The organism is Streptomyces sp. R11 (assembly GCF_041051905.1).
Taxonomy (GTDB): Bacteria; Actinomycetota; Actinomycetes; order Streptomycetales; family Streptomycetaceae; genus Streptomyces.
The window spans coordinates 7,525,438-7,544,123 of record NZ_CP163432.1; the positions used below are offsets into that span (position 1 = coordinate 7,525,438).

At 71.4% G+C, this 18,686-nt stretch carries 19 protein-coding genes and 1 pseudogene; 12 read left to right on the forward strand and 8 right to left on the reverse strand.

What is annotated here, in order from left to right; genetic code table 11:
- Positions 1-16: 16 nt before the first annotated feature.
- The 4 genes from AB5J55_RS34655 to AB5J55_RS34670 all read right to left on the reverse strand — a co-directional run bounded on the left by AB5J55_RS34655 (position 17) and on the right by AB5J55_RS34670 (position 4,498).
- Entirely contained in the window at positions 17-634 is a 618-nt protein-coding gene (locus AB5J55_RS34655) for a malonic semialdehyde reductase (protein WP_369276371.1), read from the reverse strand.
- A 152-nt stretch (positions 635-786) separates the two neighbouring features.
- Entirely contained in the window at positions 787-2,421 is a 1,635-nt protein-coding gene (locus AB5J55_RS34660; protein ID WP_369274384.1) for a bifunctional 3-(3-hydroxy-phenyl)propionate/3-hydroxycinnamic acid hydroxylase, read from the reverse strand.
- A complete protein-coding gene (locus tag AB5J55_RS34665) occupies positions 2,418-3,356 on the reverse strand; it encodes a fumarylacetoacetate hydrolase family protein (RefSeq protein WP_369274385.1) in 939 nt (312 codons plus the stop codon). Before AB5J55_RS34665 ends, AB5J55_RS34660 begins: the two co-directional genes overlap by 4 nt.
- Entirely contained in the window at positions 3,353-4,498 is a 1,146-nt protein-coding gene (locus tag AB5J55_RS34670; protein ID WP_369274386.1) for a VOC family protein, read from the reverse strand. The genes AB5J55_RS34665 and AB5J55_RS34670 overlap by 4 nt, the downstream gene beginning before the upstream one ends.
- Before the next feature lie 137 nt (positions 4,499-4,635).
- On the opposite strand from AB5J55_RS34670, the gene AB5J55_RS34675 reads away from it, so the two are divergent.
- The 9 genes from AB5J55_RS34675 to AB5J55_RS34715 all read left to right on the forward strand — a co-directional run bounded on the left by AB5J55_RS34675 (position 4,636) and on the right by AB5J55_RS34715 (position 13,802).
- Positions 4,636-5,271: a TetR/AcrR family transcriptional regulator gene (locus tag AB5J55_RS34675; RefSeq protein WP_369274387.1), complete on the forward strand. Its 636-nt coding sequence runs from the start codon at positions 4,636-4,638 to the stop codon at positions 5,269-5,271.
- Positions 5,272-5,423: 152 nt separating this feature from the next.
- On the forward strand, positions 5,424-5,825 hold the full coding sequence (locus tag AB5J55_RS34680) for a hypothetical protein (protein WP_369274388.1): 402 nt from the start codon (positions 5,424-5,426) through the stop codon (positions 5,823-5,825).
- Positions 5,826-5,983: 158 nt separating this feature from the next.
- Positions 5,984-6,817, forward strand: coding sequence for a M55 family metallopeptidase (locus AB5J55_RS34685; RefSeq protein ID WP_369274389.1), 834 nt, complete (start codon positions 5,984-5,986; stop codon positions 6,815-6,817).
- A complete protein-coding gene (locus AB5J55_RS34690) occupies positions 6,810-8,114 on the forward strand; it encodes a M20/M25/M40 family metallo-hydrolase (RefSeq protein ID WP_369274390.1) in 1,305 nt (434 codons plus the stop codon). Before AB5J55_RS34685 ends, AB5J55_RS34690 begins: the two co-directional genes overlap by 8 nt.
- Positions 8,115-8,119: 5 nt before the next feature.
- Positions 8,120-10,084 (forward strand): LpqB family beta-propeller domain-containing protein, encoded by a 1,965-nt coding sequence (locus AB5J55_RS34695; protein WP_369274391.1) that lies wholly within the window; start codon positions 8,120-8,122, stop codon positions 10,082-10,084.
- A complete protein-coding gene (locus AB5J55_RS34700) occupies positions 10,081-11,004 on the forward strand; it encodes an LD-carboxypeptidase (protein WP_369274392.1) in 924 nt (307 codons plus the stop codon). The genes AB5J55_RS34695 and AB5J55_RS34700 overlap by 4 nt, the downstream gene beginning before the upstream one ends.
- Before the next feature lie 142 nt (positions 11,005-11,146).
- A complete protein-coding gene (locus AB5J55_RS34705) occupies positions 11,147-12,922 on the forward strand; it encodes a CocE/NonD family hydrolase (RefSeq protein WP_369274393.1) in 1,776 nt (591 codons plus the stop codon).
- A gap of 57 nt (positions 12,923-12,979) precedes the next feature.
- Positions 12,980-13,234, forward strand: a complete 255-nt coding sequence (locus tag AB5J55_RS34710) for a DUF1049 domain-containing protein (protein ID WP_369274394.1) — start codon at positions 12,980-12,982, stop codon at positions 13,232-13,234.
- 19 nt (positions 13,235-13,253) lie between these two features.
- On the forward strand, positions 13,254-13,802 hold the full coding sequence (locus AB5J55_RS34715; RefSeq protein ID WP_369274395.1) for a GNAT family N-acetyltransferase: 549 nt from the start codon (positions 13,254-13,256) through the stop codon (positions 13,800-13,802).
- Here AB5J55_RS34715 and AB5J55_RS34720 read toward each other — a convergent pair.
- Positions 13,780-14,127: a DUF6204 family protein gene (locus tag AB5J55_RS34720; protein ID WP_369274396.1), complete on the reverse strand. Its 348-nt coding sequence runs from the start codon at positions 14,125-14,127 to the stop codon at positions 13,780-13,782. The genes AB5J55_RS34715 and AB5J55_RS34720 overlap by 23 nt on opposite strands.
- Positions 14,128-14,194: 67 nt before the next feature.
- On the opposite strand from AB5J55_RS34720, the gene AB5J55_RS34725 reads away from it, so the two are divergent.
- A complete protein-coding gene (locus AB5J55_RS34725) occupies positions 14,195-15,094 on the forward strand; it encodes an arginase family protein (protein ID WP_369274397.1) in 900 nt (299 codons plus the stop codon).
- Here AB5J55_RS34725 and AB5J55_RS34730 read toward each other — a convergent pair.
- Entirely contained in the window at positions 15,085-15,432 is a 348-nt protein-coding gene (locus tag AB5J55_RS34730) for a VOC family protein (protein WP_369274398.1), read from the reverse strand. The genes AB5J55_RS34725 and AB5J55_RS34730 overlap by 10 nt on opposite strands.
- Before the next feature lie 112 nt (positions 15,433-15,544).
- Here AB5J55_RS34730 and AB5J55_RS34735 point away from each other — a divergent pair, with 112 nt between their 5' ends.
- Positions 15,545-16,063: a phage holin family protein gene (locus AB5J55_RS34735; RefSeq protein ID WP_369274399.1), complete on the forward strand. Its 519-nt coding sequence runs from the start codon at positions 15,545-15,547 to the stop codon at positions 16,061-16,063.
- Between the two features lie 11 nt (positions 16,064-16,074).
- A pseudogene (locus tag AB5J55_RS34740) lies at positions 16,075-16,326 on the forward strand (hypothetical protein); the annotation flags it as partial.
- Between the two features lie 155 nt (positions 16,327-16,481).
- Here the strand turns inward: AB5J55_RS34740 and AB5J55_RS34745 are convergent.
- Both AB5J55_RS34745 and AB5J55_RS34750 read right to left on the reverse strand, forming a co-directional pair.
- Complete coding sequence (locus tag AB5J55_RS34745) at positions 16,482-17,573, reverse strand: enolase C-terminal domain-like protein (protein ID WP_369274400.1); 1,092 nt, start codon at positions 17,571-17,573, stop codon at positions 16,482-16,484.
- A 16-nt stretch (positions 17,574-17,589) separates the two neighbouring features.
- The gene (locus AB5J55_RS34750; protein WP_369274401.1) at positions 17,590-18,546 is read right to left on the reverse strand and encodes an LLM class F420-dependent oxidoreductase; all 957 of its coding nucleotides are present in this window, start codon (positions 18,544-18,546) and stop codon (positions 17,590-17,592) included.
- Between the last annotated feature and the right edge of the window lie 140 nt (positions 18,547-18,686).

The following is an 18,686-nucleotide window of genomic DNA, read 5'->3' on the forward strand; positions in this document are numbered from 1 at the left end:
GGTGGCCGCGGTGCCGTCAGGCCCAGGCGACGGCGTCCTCGACGGGCACGCGAGGCAGCCGCGGGAACCACGGGTCGGGGCCGGGGTGACCGATGTTGACCACCAGATGCGAACGCCAGCTGGTACCGGCGAAGAACTCCTTGTCCACGCCGGCCTCGTCGAAGCCCGCCATGGGACCGGCCGCGAGCCCTGCCGCGCGCACTGCGAGAAGGAAGACCCCGGTCTGCAGTGCCGAGTTGTAGGCAGCGATGCTCTCGCGCTTCTCGGTCTGGCCGGCGAACGCCGCTCGCAGCATGTCACCGCGGGCGGGGAAGACTGTCGGCATCTGCTCGTGGAAGTCGGCGTCGTAGGCCAGGACCGCCACGGCCGGCGCGCTGAGCGTCTTGGCCTTGTTGCCCTCGTCGAGGTGCTGGACCAAGCGCTCCTTGCCCTCGCGGGTGCGCACGAAGAGCACGCGCAGAGGCTGGCCGTTGGCGGCGCTCGGGGACCAGCGGGCGAGTTCCCAGATCTTGACGAGTTCGTCGTCGGCAACGGCTGTTGCGGCGAAGGTGTTCGCGGTGCGGGCCTGTGTGAACAGCAGCTTTCGCCCGGCGTCGTCAAGGATGTCGAGGGCCTGCGGTTCGCGATCGGTTATGGTCACGTTTCTCTCATGTTTCGGTCTGCGGATGGGGGCAGCATGGTCGTTGCCCCGATATCACCGGGTCGGTCAGGTTTTGCGGCGCGCCCAGCTGGGCGCGGAAGTCGACGCCCTCATAGTCGGTGGGGCCCTCGACGCCTTCAGGGCCCTCATCGTCCGGAACTCCTCGGCAGGGGTGTGGGCCGGCCCTCGGCGGGGCGTCGGGCCGTGTGCAGCAGCGGCGCCCAGGCGGCGATGTCGGTGAAGTCGCCGGTGCCGGTGGGGACCGTGTCCAACACGGCGTGATCGGGACGCAGCAGGACGGCATCCGCCCGGCCCCGTGCCAGCCAGGCGGCAATGGTCCCGTCGTCGCCCAGGCCGTCCACGCGGATCGTGTGCGCGCCGAGCGCCGTGGCCACGGCCGCCATCTGCGGGGTCGGGGGCACGGTGGTCAGGACGGCGAAGGAATCCCCGAGGACGTCGTCCAGGCGCACTCGCCTGCCGTCGACGACCACCCAAGGCTGCGGACACAAGGTGCCGGCAAGCCCGCGGCCGAGCAGCCGGGGGCGGCGCCGTATCAGTGGACCGGCAGCCAGGGCGGGGCTCAGATCGCGGCCCACGGCCGCTGTCACACCGGGGATGCGGCAGGCCGCGCCCACGACGGCCCGGCGGAGCGCCGCGGCGCGATCCTGTCCGCCGGTCATGGCCCAGCCGACGGCAACCGCGACGCGGATCAGGTGGCGGGCGTGCGGCTTGCGTTCGCGCTCGTAGGTGTCCAGCAGTGCTTCTTGGGCGCCCTGTTGGAGAACGCGGGCCAGTTTCCAGGTGAGGTTGTGGGCGTCGCGCAGGCCCGCGCACAGACCCTGTCCGATGAAGGGCGGGGTGAGGTGAGCCGCGTCGCCCAGCAGGAAGACACGGCCCCGGCGCCACCGGTCGGCCAGGAGGGCCCGGAAGGTGTACTGCGCCTGCCGAACCACCTCGAAGTCCTCGCCCGACGAGCCATCCGACGGCAGGTCGACCCAGGGGGCGACCAGCTCGCGCAGGCGCCCCAGCCCCTCCGCGCCGTCCAGGGGCTCGTGGCCGTCCAGCCGGAACTCCCAGCGGTAGCGGTCCTCGCCGACCCGCATGAAGGTGGCCGGCCGGGTCGGGCAGCAGATCTGCTCCACGCCTTCCCAGGCACGCACCTGGCGACTGGTGCGCACGTCGATGACTCTCCAGCTCTCCTCGAAGTGCAGGTCCTCCCATACGGCGCCGATGGCGTCGCGGGTGAGGCTGCCCGAGCCGTCGCAGCCGAGGACGGCATCGGCCCACACCTGCTCCACCGCGTCACTGCCGTCGCGGCGGAAGGCGACCCGGACCGGACCCGTCGAACCGTTTGGTCCGTCGGTGTCCTGGGTGACGGACACGACCTCAACGCCGCCCCGCAGCTCGCACTCCGGGCGGCGCGCCAGAGCCTCGCGGAGCAGTCGTTCCAGCACGGGTTGGTCGAACATGCTGGTCTGCGGATAGCCGTGGTGTCCGCGCGGGGAGCGCGGGAACTCGGCGATCACGCGGTGCCGGGCATCGAGCAGTCGCAGCCCGCGCGCCGGGCGCGAGAAGGCGGCGAAATCCTCGTGGACGCCGACACTCTGCAGGATGCGACGGACCTCGTCGTCCACGACGACGGCACGCGGCAGGGGGTAGACGTCCCGGTGACGTTCCAGGACGAGGCTTCGCACCCCGTGTCGGGCGAGCAGCAAGGCGGCCATGACGCCCACGGGTCCCGCACCGACGATCACTACGGGGACCCGGGGTGTGGTGCTCACGGCGCTCCCGTTACAGCGGTCCACTGCTCGCCGAGGTTGATCCGCCCGTCCGGCGTGGCGATCGTGGCGGTGATGAGGTCACCGTCACGCAGGTAATGGGGGTTCTTGGCCTGGCTGTTGAAGAACGCCTTCCACTTCAGCGCGGGCGGCAGCAGCGCACCGATCTTCGCCACCGGCTCGGGCGGGGCCTTGAGGGCCGTGCCGCCGGGGGTGCCGGTCAGCAGCAGGTCGCCCGGGTCCAGGGTCTGGAAGCGGGCGAGCAGGGTGAGCGCCTGCGCGGGCCGTACGATCATGTCGGCGAGCGTGCGGTCCTGGCGCGGTTCGCCATTGACCGACAGGCGCAGCCGCAGGTTGAGCAGGTGAGTGAAGTCCTCGGGCTCCAGCAGGGCCAGGTAGGGCCCCGTCGGTGTGAAGGTCGGGTAGGACTTGCTCTCGTAGAACTGGGTCTTGGTCAGCTGGACGTCGCGGGCGCTGACGTCGTTGGTCAGGACGAGTCCGGCGACGTAGCGAGGCAGGTCCCGCTCCTCCACGACGGTGCCCACGGGCAGGGGTGCGCCCATGACGAGGCCGAGTTCGACTTCGTAGTCGAGGAACTTCACGTGCGCGGGGCGGACGACCGGGTCGTGAGGGCCGCTGACCGAGCCTGACGCCTTACGGAAGAAGGTCGGCGGGATCTCGCCGGTGAAACCCGAATCGCGGGCGTGGCTGCGGTAGTTCACCATCTGGGCGACCACCCGGCAGGGAGTGGTGACCGGAGGCAGGGCCGCCAGGTCGGCGACGGGTGTGCCGCTCTCGGCGGACGCGGCGGCCTCGCGGACCGCGTCGCGGTCGGCGAGCAGCTCGGCGGTGGTGACCGCCTTGGTCTCGATGCGAACGGCGCGCTCGTCCCGGACGACCCACCAGCCGTCGGTGGTGCGCAGAACGTTGGTGCTCATGAGCTCATCGCTTTCATCAGGCCCAGCAGGCGTGCGGGGTCGAGTTCGTTGTCGCCGCGCAGGGCCGTCATGACCTCGCGGAGCTTGGCGGGGGACGGGTTCGTGCCCAGGAAGTCACGCGTGACCGGCGGGCCCCACTGGGCCAGGCCGCTCCCCGACATCGGCGCCCAGCCGGGCTCGACATCGCAGGAGAACAGGTCGCCGTCGGCGAAGTGCTCCAGCATGAAGCGGTCGGGGTCGCGCCAGTAGTCGAAGAGCTGGCTGCCCTGGATGTGCCGGCCGATCCCCCAGCTGCGCTCGTAGCCGCGCTCGGCGAGGTACTCGCCACCGGCGGCGATCGAGTCCAGGTCGGTGACCTGATAGGCGGAGTGGACATAGCCCGTCCCCGGCCCCAGGTGCATGGCCAGCGTGTGATGATCCACGGCCAGGCTGCCCTGGTCGCAGCGGATGAACGCCATGGTCGGCCCGCGCTCGCGCTGCCCGTCCAGGAACAGGAAGTCGCTGACGATCATGCCGAGGGTGTCCAGGTACCAGTCCAGCGTGCGGGTGAACACCCGCGTCTCCAGCACCACATGGCCCAGCCGCTGGATACGGGACGGCTCACGGGGCGGTCGCTGGGTGACGTTCGCACGACGGTGATCCGTGCCGAAGTTGAGGAGCAGGGGCTGCTGCTCGGGCAACGCGGGCAGTTGTTCGGCGCAGTGGACGACCCGCACCGGGAAGCCCGAGGGATCGAGCAGGGCGACGGACTGTCCGCCGCCGGGTACGCCGATGTCCCGGACAGCACTGCCGGTGGCGTGGGCCAGCCGGTCCAGGTCGCTGCGTTCGGCCGCACGGAACGCGGGCCCGATGAAGCGGGACGCATGCCCGCGCCGGATCACCATGCAGGGTGAGCCCGCGAAGGTGCCGCGCAGCCACAGCTCGCTCTCGGTGCGGGCTGCGGTCGCGAAGCCGAAGTCACGTGCGAACACCTCGGCCCGGTCCAGATCCGGCTTCTCGAACTCCAGCCAGGCCAGGTCCGCCACCTTGATCACGGGGTTCCGGGCACGCCCCGGGTGCTCGCCGCGCAGGGCGCCCTGCTCGCTGTGAAGGTCCTGGTGGGGCGTCTGAGGGTCCGCCCTGTCGACGGGGGTGTGGGACATGGTGTCCTCCAAGCAACACTGCCGTAATGAAGAAAGCTTCAACTCTGGACTCATGTGTCGTCAATAGGGTGAGACCCAAAAACTGAAGATTTCGTCAGAGATGGAGGGTTCTTCGAGACGGTTGTTACACTCCCCGTATGCCGACGTCAGCGCCGCCCGGGAACCGCTTCGAGCGGCGCCGCGCCGAGACCCGTCAGGCGCTCGTCCGCGCGGCCCGGCAGGTCCTCGCGGAGACCGGGGACACCAGCGCGAGCATCCAGGTGATCGCCGAGCGCGCGGACGTGGGTCTGGGCTCCTTCTACAACCACTTCGAGTCGAAGACGGAGCTGTTCGACGTCGCGGTGACGGAGGCGCTGGAGGAGCTCGGGCAGTTCATCGACGAGCGCGTACGAGGGGTCGAGGACCCGGCCGAGGTCGTCGCGGCGAGCTTCCGGCTGACCGCCCGGATGGCCGGCTCCCACCCGGAACTGCAGCAGATCCTGCGCGATCGCGGTCTGGCCCACATCCACTCCGAGCGGGGTCTCGCCCCGCGAGCCCTGCGCGACCTGCAGCGCGGCATTGCCTCGGGCCGCTTCACCTGCGCCAACGCGACCATCGCCCTGTCCGCCGTGGGCGGCACCCTGGTGTCCCTCGTCGCGCTGCGGCTGGCCCGCCCCGATCTCGACGGCGACGAGGCCGCCTCGGAGCTGGCCGAGATGGTCCTGCGCATGCTCGGCGTCCCGCCGGCCGACGCCCACGAGGTCACCCGGCGCCCCCTGCCCGGACGCAGTTGACCCGAGCATGGGATTCGCCCCGCCGCAGACCCGTCAGATGCCGGGCTGTGCAGCGATCGTGGAAAGCACATCCACGGCCACGTCACGCGCACGCTTCTCCGGCACCCCGGCAGCGATCAGAGTTGCGATGACGTGTCTGCGACCCCGACCTGGTGGCCGAGGTCTGCGACGAGGCGCGGTTCTTCAAGCAGATCGACAAGACGCCGCTGGTCCATGTCCGGGACTACACGGGAGCGGGTCTGTGCACGGCCCACCAGCACGAGGAGGAGTGGGGCATGGCACACCGCATCCTCCTGCCGGCGTTCAGTCAGCGCGCGATGAAGGCCTACTACGGGCAGATGCTGGAGGGCGCCCGGAATCCGGTGGGCAATTTCCCGGAGTCCGTCAGCGAACTGGTGCGGCTGACGGCGGCCGGCCGCCTCGACCTGGCCCCCTCCGTCAGTGACCGCATTCCGCTCGCCGACGCCGCCGATGCCGTCAACCGGCTGGAGAACAAGATCGGAGACCCGATCCGCCTCACCCTCGTCCCCCGACAGCTGCTGAGAAACCCATAAGCCGCCTCGGGCAGGGGTGAGTGGGCGCCGGTGGTCCCCAACACCGGCGCTCACGGCTGTCTGTGGGCAGAAACCCCTGGTGCCGAGGTCCGAAAGTAGGCTCAACCTCCTCTCCGGCTCGTAGGAAGTTCCCTCGCCGACGCGTAACGTGAAGCAGCATGAGACTCCTCATCAGCGCCGACATGGAGGGCGCCACCGGCGTGACCTGGCCGGCCGACGTGCTGCCGGGGACGCCTCAGTGGGAGCGGTGCCGGGGGATGTTCACCTCGGACGTCAACGCCGCCGTGCTGGGCTTTTTCGACGGGGGCGCCGACGCCGTCGTCATCAACGAGGCCCACTGGACCATGCGCAACCTGCTGCTCGAACGGCTCGACGAGCGCGCGGAGATGCTCACCGGGCGGCACAAGACGCTGTCCATGGTGGAGGGCGTGCAGCACGGCGACGTGGACGGCATCGCCTTCGTCGGTTACCACGCGGGCGCCGGCATGGAGGGCGTCCTCGCGCACACCTACCTCGCCAACTCCATCACCGGCGTGTGGCTGAACGACGTACGGGCGAGCGAGGGGCTGCTGAACGCGCATGTCGTCGCCGAGTACGGCGTGCCCGTCGTGCTCGTCACCGGCGACGACGTGGCCTGCGAGGATGCGCTCGGGTACGCGCCGGAGGCACTGAAGGTCGCCGTCAAGGACCACGTCTCGCGGTACGCGGCCGTGTGCCGTACGCCCACCAGGACCGCGGGCGACATCCGCGCCGCGGCCAAGGAGGCGGTCGGACTGGCGGTCCGTCAGGAGCCGGTGAGCAATGGTCCGTTCACCATCGCGGTCGAGTTCGACGCCGAGCATCTCGCGATGGCCGCCACCGTCGTCCCCGGTGTCGAACGGATCGGTGAGCGCAAAGTGGCGTACACCAGCGAACGCATGTACGAGGCAATCCGTACCTTCAAGGCGGTCACCACGATCGTCTCGGCCGCGGTGGAGGAGCAGTATGGCTGACGGGCAGGCACTGGACGAGGTCGTGTCGTTCACTTCCGACCTCATCCGCATCGACACGACCAATCGCGGCGGCGGCGACTGCCAGGAGCGCCCCGCCGCCGAGTACGCCGCCGCGCAGCTGGCCGAGGCGGGCCTGGCACCCACCCTGCTGGAGCGCACCAGGGGCCGTACGAACGTCGTCGCCCGCTTCGAGGGCACCGACCCGTCGGCGGACGCGCTGCTCGTCCACGGTCATCTGGACGTGGTGCCCGCGCAGGCCGACGAGTGGAGCGTGCACCCCTTCTCCGGGGAGATCCGCGACGGGGTCGTGTGGGGCCGGGGCGCGGTCGACATGAAGAACATGGACGCGATGATCCTGGCCGTGGTCCGGGGCTGGGCCCGCGCGGGCGTTCGCCCGCGGCGGGACATCGTGATCGCGTTCACCGCCGACGAGGAGGCGAGCGCCCAGGACGGCTCCGGATTTCTCGCGGACCGGCATGCGGAGCTGTTCGAGGGCTGCACCGAGGGCATCGGCGAGTCCGGCGCGTTCACCTTCCACGACGGCGGCGGCCGGCAGATCTACCCGCTCGCGGCGGGGGAGCGCGGCACCGGCTGGATCAAGCTGACGGCACGCGGGCGGGCCGCACACGGCTCCCGGCCCAACCGGGAGAACGCGGTCAGCCGCCTCGCCGCCGCCGTCACCCGGATCGGCGCCCACGAGTGGCCGCTGCGGCTGACCCCGACCGTGCGCGCCGCCCTCACCGAACTCGCCGCGCTGTACGGCCTCGACGCCGACCTGGATGACGTGGACCGCCTGCTGGAGAAGCTCGGCCCGGCGGCCAAGCTCGTGGAGGCGACCGTCCGCAACAGCGCCAACCCGACCATGCTGGCGGCGGGTTACAAGATCAACGTGATTCCGGGGGAGGCCGTGGCCTACGTCGACGGGCGGTATCTGCCCGGCTTCGAGGACGAGTTCTGCGCGACCATCGACGAGCTCATCGGTCCCGACGTGGAGTGGGAGTTCCACCATCAGGAGGTGGCCCTCCAGTCACCCGTGGACTCGCCGACGTACGCCAGAATGCGCGCCGCCGTCGAGGAGTTCGCGCCCGAGGGCCGCACGGTCCCGTACTGCATGCCCGGCGGCACCGACGCCAAGCAGTTCTCACGGCTCGGCATCACCGGCTACGGCTTCTCACCGCTGAGGCTGCCGGACGGGTACGACTACGGGGCCATGTTCCACGGCGTCGACGAGCGCGTGCCGGTCGAGGCGCTGCACTTCGGTGTCCGTGTCCTCGACCGCTTCCTGCGGTCGGCCTAGGCGAGATGGGGGAGACAGTGCAGACGCTGGCGTACGGTTCCTGGCCCTCGCCCATCGACGCGGCCCTCGCCGCCACCCACGACGGGCACCCCGAGTACGTGGGCTTCGTCGGCGACGAGGCGTGGTGGACCGAGCCGCGGCCGACCGAGGGCGGGCGGCGCACACTGGTGCGGCGCCGGGCCGACGGCACGGAGGAGTCCGTGCTGCCCGCACCGTGGAACGTGCGCAGCCGGGTCGTCGAGTACGGCGGACAGCCCTGGGCCGGAGAGGTGGCCGACGGCCGGCCGCTCGTCGTCTTCGTCGACTTCGCCGACCAGCGGCTCTACCGGTACGAGGAGGGCGCCGAGCCGCGTGCGATCACCCCCGTGTCCTCGGTGGGCGGTGGACTGCGCTGGGCGGAGCCGCAGCTGCGGCTCGACCTCGGTGAAGTGTGGTGCGTGCTGGAGGAGTTCACCGGCGAGGGGCCCACCGACGTGCGGCGCGTCCTGGCCGCCGTCCCGCTGGACGGCTCGGCGGCCGACAGCCGGGAAGCCGTACGCGAACTCACCGACGACCGGCACCGTTTCATCACCGGAGCGCGGATCTCGCCCGACGGGCGGCGCGCGGCGTGGCTCGCCTGGGACCATCCGCGGATGCCGTGGGACGGCACGGAGCTGCTGGTCGCCGACATCGGCGCCGACGGCACGCTCGCCGCCCCGCGGACCGTCGCCGGGGGCCCGGACGAGGCGATCGCCCAGGCCGACTGGTCGGCCGACGGCCGGCTGCTGTACGCGAGCGACCGCAGCGGCTGGTGGAACCTCTACCGCGACGGCGAACCGCTCTGCCCGCGCGAGGAGGAGTTCGGCGGACCGCTGTGGAAGCCGGGCTTGCGCTGGTTCGCCCCGCTGGCGAGCGGACCCGTCGCCGTCGTGCACGGGCGCGGCTCGACCGCCCTCGGAGTACTGGACCCCGAGACCGGCGAGGTCGTCGACGCGGCCGGCCCCTGGACCGAGTTCGCGCCCACCCTCGCGGTGTACGGCGAGCGGGTCGTCGCCGTCGGAGCCAGCCCCCGCAGCGCCTACGAGGTGGTCGAGCTCGACACCTGCACGGGCCGGGCCCGGGTCATCGGCGCCGAGCACGACGACGCCGTCGACCCCGCCTACTACCCCGAGCCGCAGATCCGCACCATCACCGGCCCGGCCGGAGACGAGATCCACGCGCACATCTACCCGCCGCACAACCCCGGCTGCGTGGCTCCCGGCGACACACCGCCGCCCTACGTCGTCTGGGCGCACGGCGGCCCCACCGGCCGCGCCCCCCTCGTCCTCGACCTGGCGATCGCCTACTTCACCTCGCGCGGCATCGGGGTCGCCGAGGTCAACTACGGCGGCTCCACCGGGTACGGCAGGGCGTACCGCAACCGGCTGCGCGAGCAGTGGGGCGTGGTCGACGTCGAGGACTGCGCGGCCGTCGCGCTCGCCCTCGCCGACGAGGGCACCGCCGACCGCGCCCGGCTCGCCATCCGCGGCGGCAGTGCGGGTGGCTGGACCACGGCCGCGTCCCTCACCACCACCGACATCTACGCCTGCGGCACGATCCTCTACCCCATCCTCGACCTGGCGAGCTGGGGCGACGGGGAGACCCACGACCTGGAGTCGCAGTACCTGGAATCCCTGATCGGACCGCTCGCCGAGGTGCCGGCACGGTACGCGGAACGCTCACCCGCGGCGCACGCCGACCGCCTCACCGTGCCCTTCCTGCTGCTCCAGGGCCTCGACGACGTGATCTGCCCGCCGACCCAGTGCGAGCGGTTCCTCGCCCGCATGGAGGGGCGCCGGGTGCCCCACGCCTACATCGCCTTCGAGGGGGAGGGCCACGGATTCCGGCGGGCGGAGACGATGATCCGCGTCCTGGAGTCCGAACTCTCCCTGTACGCCCAGGTGTTCGGGCTCAACCCGCCCGGTGTCCCCAGACTGGAACTCGCCAAGTGAACCCACTCATTCGCCCCTCCAGGCTCGCCCCAGGCGCCCGCGTGGCTGTCGTCGCTCCCAGCGGACCCGTGCCCGAGGAGCGGCTGCAGGCCGGCCTCGACGTGCTGCGCGGCTGGGACCTCGACCCGGTGGTGGCACCCCATGTGCTCGACCGGCACGGGGAGCTGGCGTACCTGGCCGGCACGGACGCCGACCGGGCCGCCGATCTGCAGACCGCCTGGTGCGATCCGGCCGTCGACGCCGTGCTGTGCGCCCGGGGCGGCTACGGGGCGCAGCGCCTGGTCGACCTCCTCGACTGGGAGGCGATGCGGGCGGCCGGACCCAAGGTGCTCGTCGGCTTCAGCGACGTCACCGCGCTGCACGAGGCGTTCGCCAACAGGTTGGGCCTGGTCACCCTGCACGGTCCGATGGCTGCGGGCGTCGACTTCATCAAGAACTCGCGGGCGCAGGACCACCTGAGGGCCACCCTGTTCGAGCCGGAATCCGTGCGTACGATCGCCTCCACCGGCTCCGCACTGATCCCCGGCCGGGCGCGGGGAGTCACGCTCGGCGGCTGTCTCTGCCTGCTCGCCGCCGAGATCGGGACCCCGTACGCCCGGACCTCCGCCCGCGGCGGTCTGCTGTGCCTGGAGGACGTGGGCGAGGAGACGTACCGGCTCGACCGCTACCTCACCCAACTCCTGCGCGCCGGCCTGTTCGACGGCGTGCGCGGCGTGCTGCTCGGGTCGTGGCAGGAGTGCGAGCCCTACGAGCGGGTGCGTGCGCTGCTCCTGGACCGGCTGGGTGGCCTCGGTGTGCCCGTTGTGGAGGAGTTCGGGTTCGGGCACGGTGAAGGGGCGCTGACGATGCCCCTCGGCGTGAGCGCCGAACTCGATGCCGGTGCAGGCACATTGACGCTCGACGAGCCCGCTCTGCGCTGAGCGCAGTTCACTGAATCTCCGTCAAGAAACCCCCGTCACAGCGATTGACCTCGCTTGACACGTGTCACACCATGACAACTGGCCAGTACTTACTGGTCGGTAAGCCGGGCTGTCCTCAGCGTGCCTCAGTGTGGAGGTCTCCGTGTCCCGTCGCGTGCCCAGATTCCGAGCCCCACTCGCCCTCGTCCTCGGCGCCACGCTCACCGCACCCCTCGCGCTCACCGCTCCGGCCGCCGCGAGCGGCCAGTTCACCGTCACCGCCCTGAAGTTCACCGTCCAGGCGGGCGGCCGCACCTGCACCGTCGACGCCGACCTGTACCGGCCCGCGGGCGTGGACCGCGCCCACCCCGCGCCCGCCGTCCTCGCCACCAACGGCTTCGGCGGCAGCAAGTCCGACGGCTCGACCGACGCCATAGGAAAGGCCTTCGCCCGGCGCGGGTACGTCTCCCTCATCTACTCCGGCCTCGGCTTCGGCAGGTCCGGCTGCCTGATCTCCCTCGACGACCCCACCATCGACGGTGTCGCCGCGTCGCGGCTGATCGACTTCCTGGGCGGCGGGCGCGCCGCCGACGACGGCACGAAGGCGGATTTCGTCACCCTCGACGCCCCCGGCGACCCGCGCGTCGGCATGGCCGGCGGCTCCTACGGCGGGGCCGTCCAGCTGGCCGCGGCGGCCGTCGACCAGCGCCTCGACGCGCTGGTGCCGATGATCACCTGGAACGACCTCGCGTACTCCCTCGACCCGAACAACGCCGTCGGCGCCGGCAGCGTGCCCGGCGTCTTCAAATGGCAGTGGGCCAACGGCTTCTACGTCATGGGCGAGGGGCAGCCGCTGCTGGAAGCCAACCTCGACCCCTCCCGCATCAACTCCCTGGCCTGCCTGCACTTCGTCACCAAGGCCTGCAATACGATCCGCACCCTCAACTCCGGCCGTTACCCGGCCGAGCAGACCGCCGAGCTGCTGGCCTACGCCCGCAGCGTCTCCCCGGTGTCGTACCTGAACCGCGTCAAGGCGCCCACCCTCCTCGTCCAGGGCCAGGCCGACAGCCTCTTCAACCTCAACGAGGCGACGGCGACGTACGACACCCTCAAGGGCCAGGGGACACCGACGAAGATGATCTGGCAGTCCTGGGGACACAGCGGCGGCCTCACCGATCCGGCGGCCGGTGAACTCAACCTCGGCCAGGGCAACCTGGAGACCAGCTACGTCGGCCGGCGCATCCTCGCCTGGTTCGACCGCTACCTGGGGAAGAAGAACGTCGACACCGGGCCGGCCTTCGCCTACTACCGCGACTGGATCACCGACCCCGACCACACCTACGCCACCGCCGACCGCGTCCCCGCGTTCAGTCGGACGCTCTACCTCTCCGGCGACGGCAAACTCGTCGACAACCGGCACAAGGTGGCGCGCGGCAGCCGCACCTACAGCAACTGGCTGACCCCCACCAGCCACTCGGAGAGCTCACTGGCCGCACTCCTCGGCATCCCGGACCCGGCGCCGTACGACACTCCGGGCACCTACCTCGGCTGGACCAGCGAGCCGCTCGCGCGCACCACCGACGTCGTGGGCGCGCCCCGGGCCACGCTCAAGGTCGTCTCCCCGAAGGCCGAGCGGACGCAGTCCTCGGCGGACGCCGCCGACAAGCTCGTGCTGTTCGCCAAGCTGTACGACGTGGCGCCCGACGGCACCCGGACGCTGGTGCACCGGCTGGTGGCACCGGTGCGGGTCCCCGACGTGACGAAGAGCTTCACGGTGACCCTGCCGGGGATCGTGCACCGGTACGAGAAGGGGCACCGGCTGCGGTTCGTGATCGCGGCGAGTGACGGTGCCTACTTCGGGAACCGGGGGATCAAGCCGGTGACCGTGGTCAGCGCGCCCCAGGACACCGGGGTGCTGCAGCTGCCGGTGCTCGGCTGAGCGCATGTGAAGGTCGCTCACCGTGCGTGATCGTGGATTCCGGAGCATCCTGGACGTATGACCGCGAAGACGTCGGAGAGCGGCAGGAAGGTCGACGGGCAACGGGGCGGCGTGCGCGGGGCGATGAATCCTGCCCGGGTCGCCGTGCTGGTGCTCGTCGTCCTCGCCATGATCTTCATCTTCGAGAACACCCGCGCGACCGAGATCCGGCTGCTGATCCCCCTGGTGACGATGCCGCTGTGGCTGGCGCTGCTCGGCATGGGCGTCATCGGCGCACTGTTCGGGGCGTACTTCATGCGACGGCGCCGCTAGCGGGTCGTACGCTGGCGGAATGCCGCACCCCGCGTCCCGCTACCTTGCCGAAGGCCCCTGCGTGGGCATACGCCACTTCACCTACGAGGACGGTGGCGAGTTCACCGAGCGCGCCCGGCAGAGCAAGGAACTGCACCAGCCGTGGCTCTTCCCGCCGGACAGTGTCGCCGCGTACGCCGCTTACGCCGGGCGGCTGATCGAGGACCCGACCAAGGCGGGGTTCCTGGTCTGCGCGAAGGACGACAGCGGGGGCATCGCGGGGTTCATCAACATCAACAACATCGTCGAGGGCGCCTTCCAGAGCGGCGCCCTCGGCTACGGCGCCTTCGCGCACGCGGCCGGGCGCGGCCTCATGCGGGAGGGCCTCGACCTCGTGGTCGGCCACGCCTTCGGCCCGATGCGCCTGCACCGGCTGGAGATCAACGTCCAGCCGGCCAACACCGCCTCCATCGCCCTCGCCCGCGCCTGCGGCTTCCGCCTGGAGGGCTTCTCGCCGGGCATGCTCTTCATCGACGGGGCCTGGCGGGACCATCAACGATGGGCGATCACCGCCGAGATGCGGGCTTGAAGTTGATCTTCATCGTGTCGAGGTCCGTGACGGTCGACTTCAGATCGCGGAAGCCGTGGCCCAGCTCGCGCAGCGCCCTCTCGGCCCGGTCCTCGGCGATCGCGCCGGCCATCTCCTCGCCGTCCGCCGCGTCGCAGACCACCACGTAGCGCATCGAGAAGTGCTTGAGCGGCGACGGCTCGTAGGAGAGCGACCCCTCCTCGCTGAACCGCATGCTGGTCAGACCGTGCTCCGCGGCCTCGGCGAGCAGCCGCGCGCGGGCCGTGTCGGTGAGGGCGTCCCAAGTGCCCCGGACGATCACCCGGTACGTGTGCTGCTCGCTCATGCTCCCGCTACCTGCTCCCGCGTCGATGGCATTGAGGCTCGACTCTACGTCGGCGAGGATGAACCGCATGCGGAATATCGTCGTGCTCGACGCCCCCTCCAACCTGGGCCTGCGCCCGCCCGCCCCCGGCACCGTGCCCGGCTGCTACAAGCTCGCCGGGGCGTTGCGTGAGCAGCGGATCGTGCAGCGCCTGCGGGGACTGGAGGGCGGGGTGGTCGTGCCGCCGAGGTACGACAGGGGTGACTGGCAGGAGGGGGACGGCGTGTTCAACGCCGCCGCCATCGCCGGGTACACCCGCAGGCTCGCCGACCGGATCGAGCACCATGTGCGCGCCGGGGACTATCCGGTCGTCCTGGGCGGCGACTGTTCCATCAATCTGGGTGCCGCCCTCGCGCTGCGCCGTATCGGCCGCTACGGGCTGGCCGTCGTGGACGCCTCGCCTGACTTCCGGCACCCGGGCAACTCCGAGCGGGTCGGCGCGGCGGGCGGCGAGGAGGTCGCGCTGGCCACCGGGCGAGGGCAGGAGGACCTGACGAATCTGGAGGGGCTCAGGCCCTATCTGCGCGACGAGGACGTGCGGTACTTCGGCATCCGCGACTGCTTCGAGGAGGAGCGCGCCGAGCTCGCCGACCTGAAGATTCCCGTGGTGACCGTCGGCGACCTGCGTGAATGGGGCGCGGAGGAGCTCGGGTTGGTCACCCGCCAGGCCTTCGAGATCCCACAGCTGGACGGCTTCTGGGTGCACCTGGACGCCGATGCCCTCGACCCGTCGGTCATGCCCGCCGTCGACAGCCCGGACCCGGAAGGCCTCATGCCCGACGAACTCGTCGCCCTGCTGAGGCCGTTGCTCGCCTCCGCGCACTGCGTCGGCCTCAACGTCACCATTTACGACCCGGATCTGGACCCGGAGGGCACGGCCGGCGCGCTCCTCGCCGACATCGTCGTGTCGGCCTTCGATCAGGACTGACGGTCCGCGTATTCGTAGATCGTCCCGTCCGGATGCAGCGCCAGCAGATTGCGTCCCACCGGCGTCGGCACCGGGCCCGCGATGATGTGCGCGCCCAGCTCGCTCAGCACCTGGTGTGCCTCGTCGACGTCCTTGACGGCGATCGTCGCCGCGACCTTGCGCAGCACCTCCAGCTCGGCCTCCGGACCGCTCATCAGCAAGAAGCAGCCGATCGCGGCCACTTGGACGCCGCCGCGCTCGAAGCGGAGGGCGGGGGCGCCCGCGAGCCGTTCGTAGAACGGGACCGCGGTCTCCAGGTCGTCGACGCAGACACGCAGCGTGGTTCCCAGGATGTCCATACGGACGAGCCTAGTTGGGGGCGGCCGGGGAGTGTGATCGTTTCACGCGATCCCCTCACGCGGCTCGTGACGAAGGGCGTTATGCGTACTCCTGTACGGGTACTCGGCGCCCATGGACCGCTTGGATCATCTTGAGCACCTGGACAAGCAACTGGTCGACGAGCTGGCACAGGTGGCGCGTGAGACCGTCCGCGACGAACTGCGCGAGCAGACCCGCAGGCAGCGCCGCCGGGCCACGCTGTACGCCGCGTCCGGCGCCGTCGCCCTGTACGCGGGCGCGGCCCTCGCGCTCGCGTTGGGACTGGGCCTCGCCGCCGGGCTGCCGGACTGGGCCGCCGCACTGATCACCGCGGTGATTCTCGGCGCGGCGGCGTATGCGCTGCGCGGCGCGGCACGTCCGTCGGCGTCCCGGCCGGCGTCGCACGAGGCGGGACTGACGGCCACTCACGGTCACACCGCCGACGGCACCGCGCCGGCTGACACGCCGAGCGGGCTCGGCCTGCCGTATCCGCCCATGCCGCCCGCGCCGCCCGGGTCCGCGCTGCCCGGCGCGGGGACGCCGGACGCGCGCGGCGCACGCAAGCCGCACCCTGACGACATCGACCCCGGTCAGCCGCACCACCGGGCGTGACGCCCGTACGCATGCCGTGGGAGAGGGCCCTGCCGAAGCGCGGCAGGGCCCTCGTCGTGACCGGGGCCGGCGGCGTCGGCCGGGCCGCGGCCCTCGCCTTCGCCGCGCGGGGCGACCGGGCCGCGCTGCACCACATGCTGCCGCGCGACCGGGGCACGATCGGGCAGCTCGTCTCGGCGCTCGCCCAGGTACGTACGACGATGGTGCAGCTGCCTGCTCTCAACACCCCGCAGTTCGACTGGGTGGTGAACCGGCTCGGTGGGCTGTTCGACGGTGGCGACCCTCATGGTCAACGCGGTCGCTCCCGGGCTGCGGGTGCCCGCCCTCACGGCCGGTGCCGGTGTGCCGGTAGGCGCACGGCAGCTGATCCGCATGTCCCGTCGCCAGGCCGCGGCCCGGTCGGTGGCGCAGGCCTTGCCTAGCCGACCCGGTACTCCTGCACCTCCTCCGCCCGCAACGTCAGCCCATGGCCGATGCCCTGGGTCGGCGTCACCGCGCCGCCCGTCGGGTCCAGGGCGCCGGTGAAGAGCATGTCCTCCAGGCGGACGTGGTCGTGGAACCACTCGATGTGGCGGAGGTTGGGGACGGCGGCCCCCGCGGCGGCGTGGGCGTGCGGGGCGCCGTGGGCCGAGACGTCCAGGCCGTGGGCCTGGGCCAGGGCGGCGGCGCGCAGGAACTCCGTGACGCCGCCGCAGCGGGTGGCGTCGATCTGGAGGCAGTCGACCGCGCCCGCGGTGATCATGCGGGCGAAGTACGGGAGGTCGTAGCCGTATCCGCCGGCCGTGACATCGCACGGCAGACAGTCGCGTACCAGACGCAGGCCCGTCAGGTCGTCCGAGGTCACCGGCTCCTCGAACCAGCCGACGCCGTGCTCGGCGAGGGCGTGGCCGACGCGGACCGCCTGTTTGCGGGTGTAGGCGCCCTTGGCGTCCACGTACAACTCCGCCTCGGTGCCGATCACTTGACGCGCGGCCTCGACCCGGGACACGTCGCGCAGCACCGCGCGGCCCCGGTCCTCACCGATCCTGATCTTCACGCGCGGTATGTGCTGGCCGTGCACCCAGCCGTTCAACTGCGCGGCCAGATGCTTGTCGTGGTACGTCGTGAAGCCGCCGCTGCCGTAGACGGGGACGCGTTCGCGGCACGTGCCGAGGAGGCGGGCCAGGGGCAGTTCGAGGAAGCGGGCCTTGAGGTCCCACAGGGCGATGTCCAGCGCCGAGATCGCGCACGCGGCGACGCCGGGGCGGCCGGCGTCGCGGATCGCGCGGGACATCGCGTCGTGCGCGGCCGGGATGTCCAGGGCGTTGCGTCCCTCGACGACGGGGGCGAGGTGGTCGCGCAGGAAGTCGCCGATCGCCGCCGGGCCGTAGGTCCAGCCGGTGCCGGTCGCGTCGCCCGCCGCCACCTCGGCGATCACCACGGTGGTGGAGTTCCAGGCCAGCGTGCCGTCCGCCTCGGGGGCGTCGGTGGGGACCGTGTAGACGGAGACGACGGGGAGGTGGAGTTTCATGGGGTCGGGCCACCTCTCAGCGCTGGAGCTGCGGCAACACCTTCGTACGGTAGAAGTCGAAGAAGCCGCGTTGGTCGGGGCCGATCTGGTTGACGTAGATCCGGTCGAAGCCCGCTTCGGCGAAGGCGTTCAGTGCGGACACGTGCTCGTCGGTGTCGTCCCCGCACACCGTGTTCTCGCGCACCATCTGCTCGGTGATCAGCGGCTCCAGCTGCTCGAAGTGGCTCGGGGAGGGCAGGATCTGGCCCATCTCGCCGGGCAGCAGCTGGTTGGACCACAGCCGGCGTACGGTGCGTACGGCCTCGTCGCGGTCGGTGCCGTAGCAGACCTTCGTGCCGCCCATGACCGGCTTGGCGTTCCCGCCTCCTTTGCGGAACTGCGTCACCAGCTCCTCGTCCGGCATCATCGTGATGAAGCCGTCGCCGACCCGCGCCGCGAGGGATGTCGCCGCCGGGCCGAAGCCGGAGATGTCGATCTGGACGGGCTCGTCGGGGACCGTGTAGAGGCGGGCGTTCTCCACCCGGTAGTGGTTCCCGTAGTGGCTGATCTCCTCGCCGGTGAAAAGCCGGCGCATGATCAGGACGGCCTCCTCCAGCATGTCCATGCGCACGCTCGCGGGCGGCCACACATGGCCGAGGATGTGCTCGTTCAGGGCCTCGCCGGTACCGACGCCGAGGCGGAATCGGCCGTTCGTCATCACCGCGCAGGTCGCCGCCGCCTGGGCCACCACCGCCGGGTGGATCCGCACGGTCGGGCAGGTGACTGCCGTCTCGATGGGCAGCGACACCGCCTCCGAGAGCGCGCCGATCACCGACCACACGAAGGGGCTCTGACCCTGGGCGTCGTTCCACGGGTGGTAGTGGTCCGAGATCCACAGCGACTGGAATCCGGCCTGCTCGGCCATCCGCGCCTGCTCGACGAGATCGGCGGGGCGGAACTCCTCCGTCGCCAGGAAGTAGCCGTACTCGGGCATGGGGGGCACCTCCGGGGCAGCCGCGTCGGCGGCGGGGACGGGTCGCCGTCCCGGGTACCCGGAGGTCCGGCCGGAAACCGGGCCGGCCGCCTCGGCGTGGCCCTGACGTGCCGCCTCGACGTGCCGCCTCCGGGCGCCGG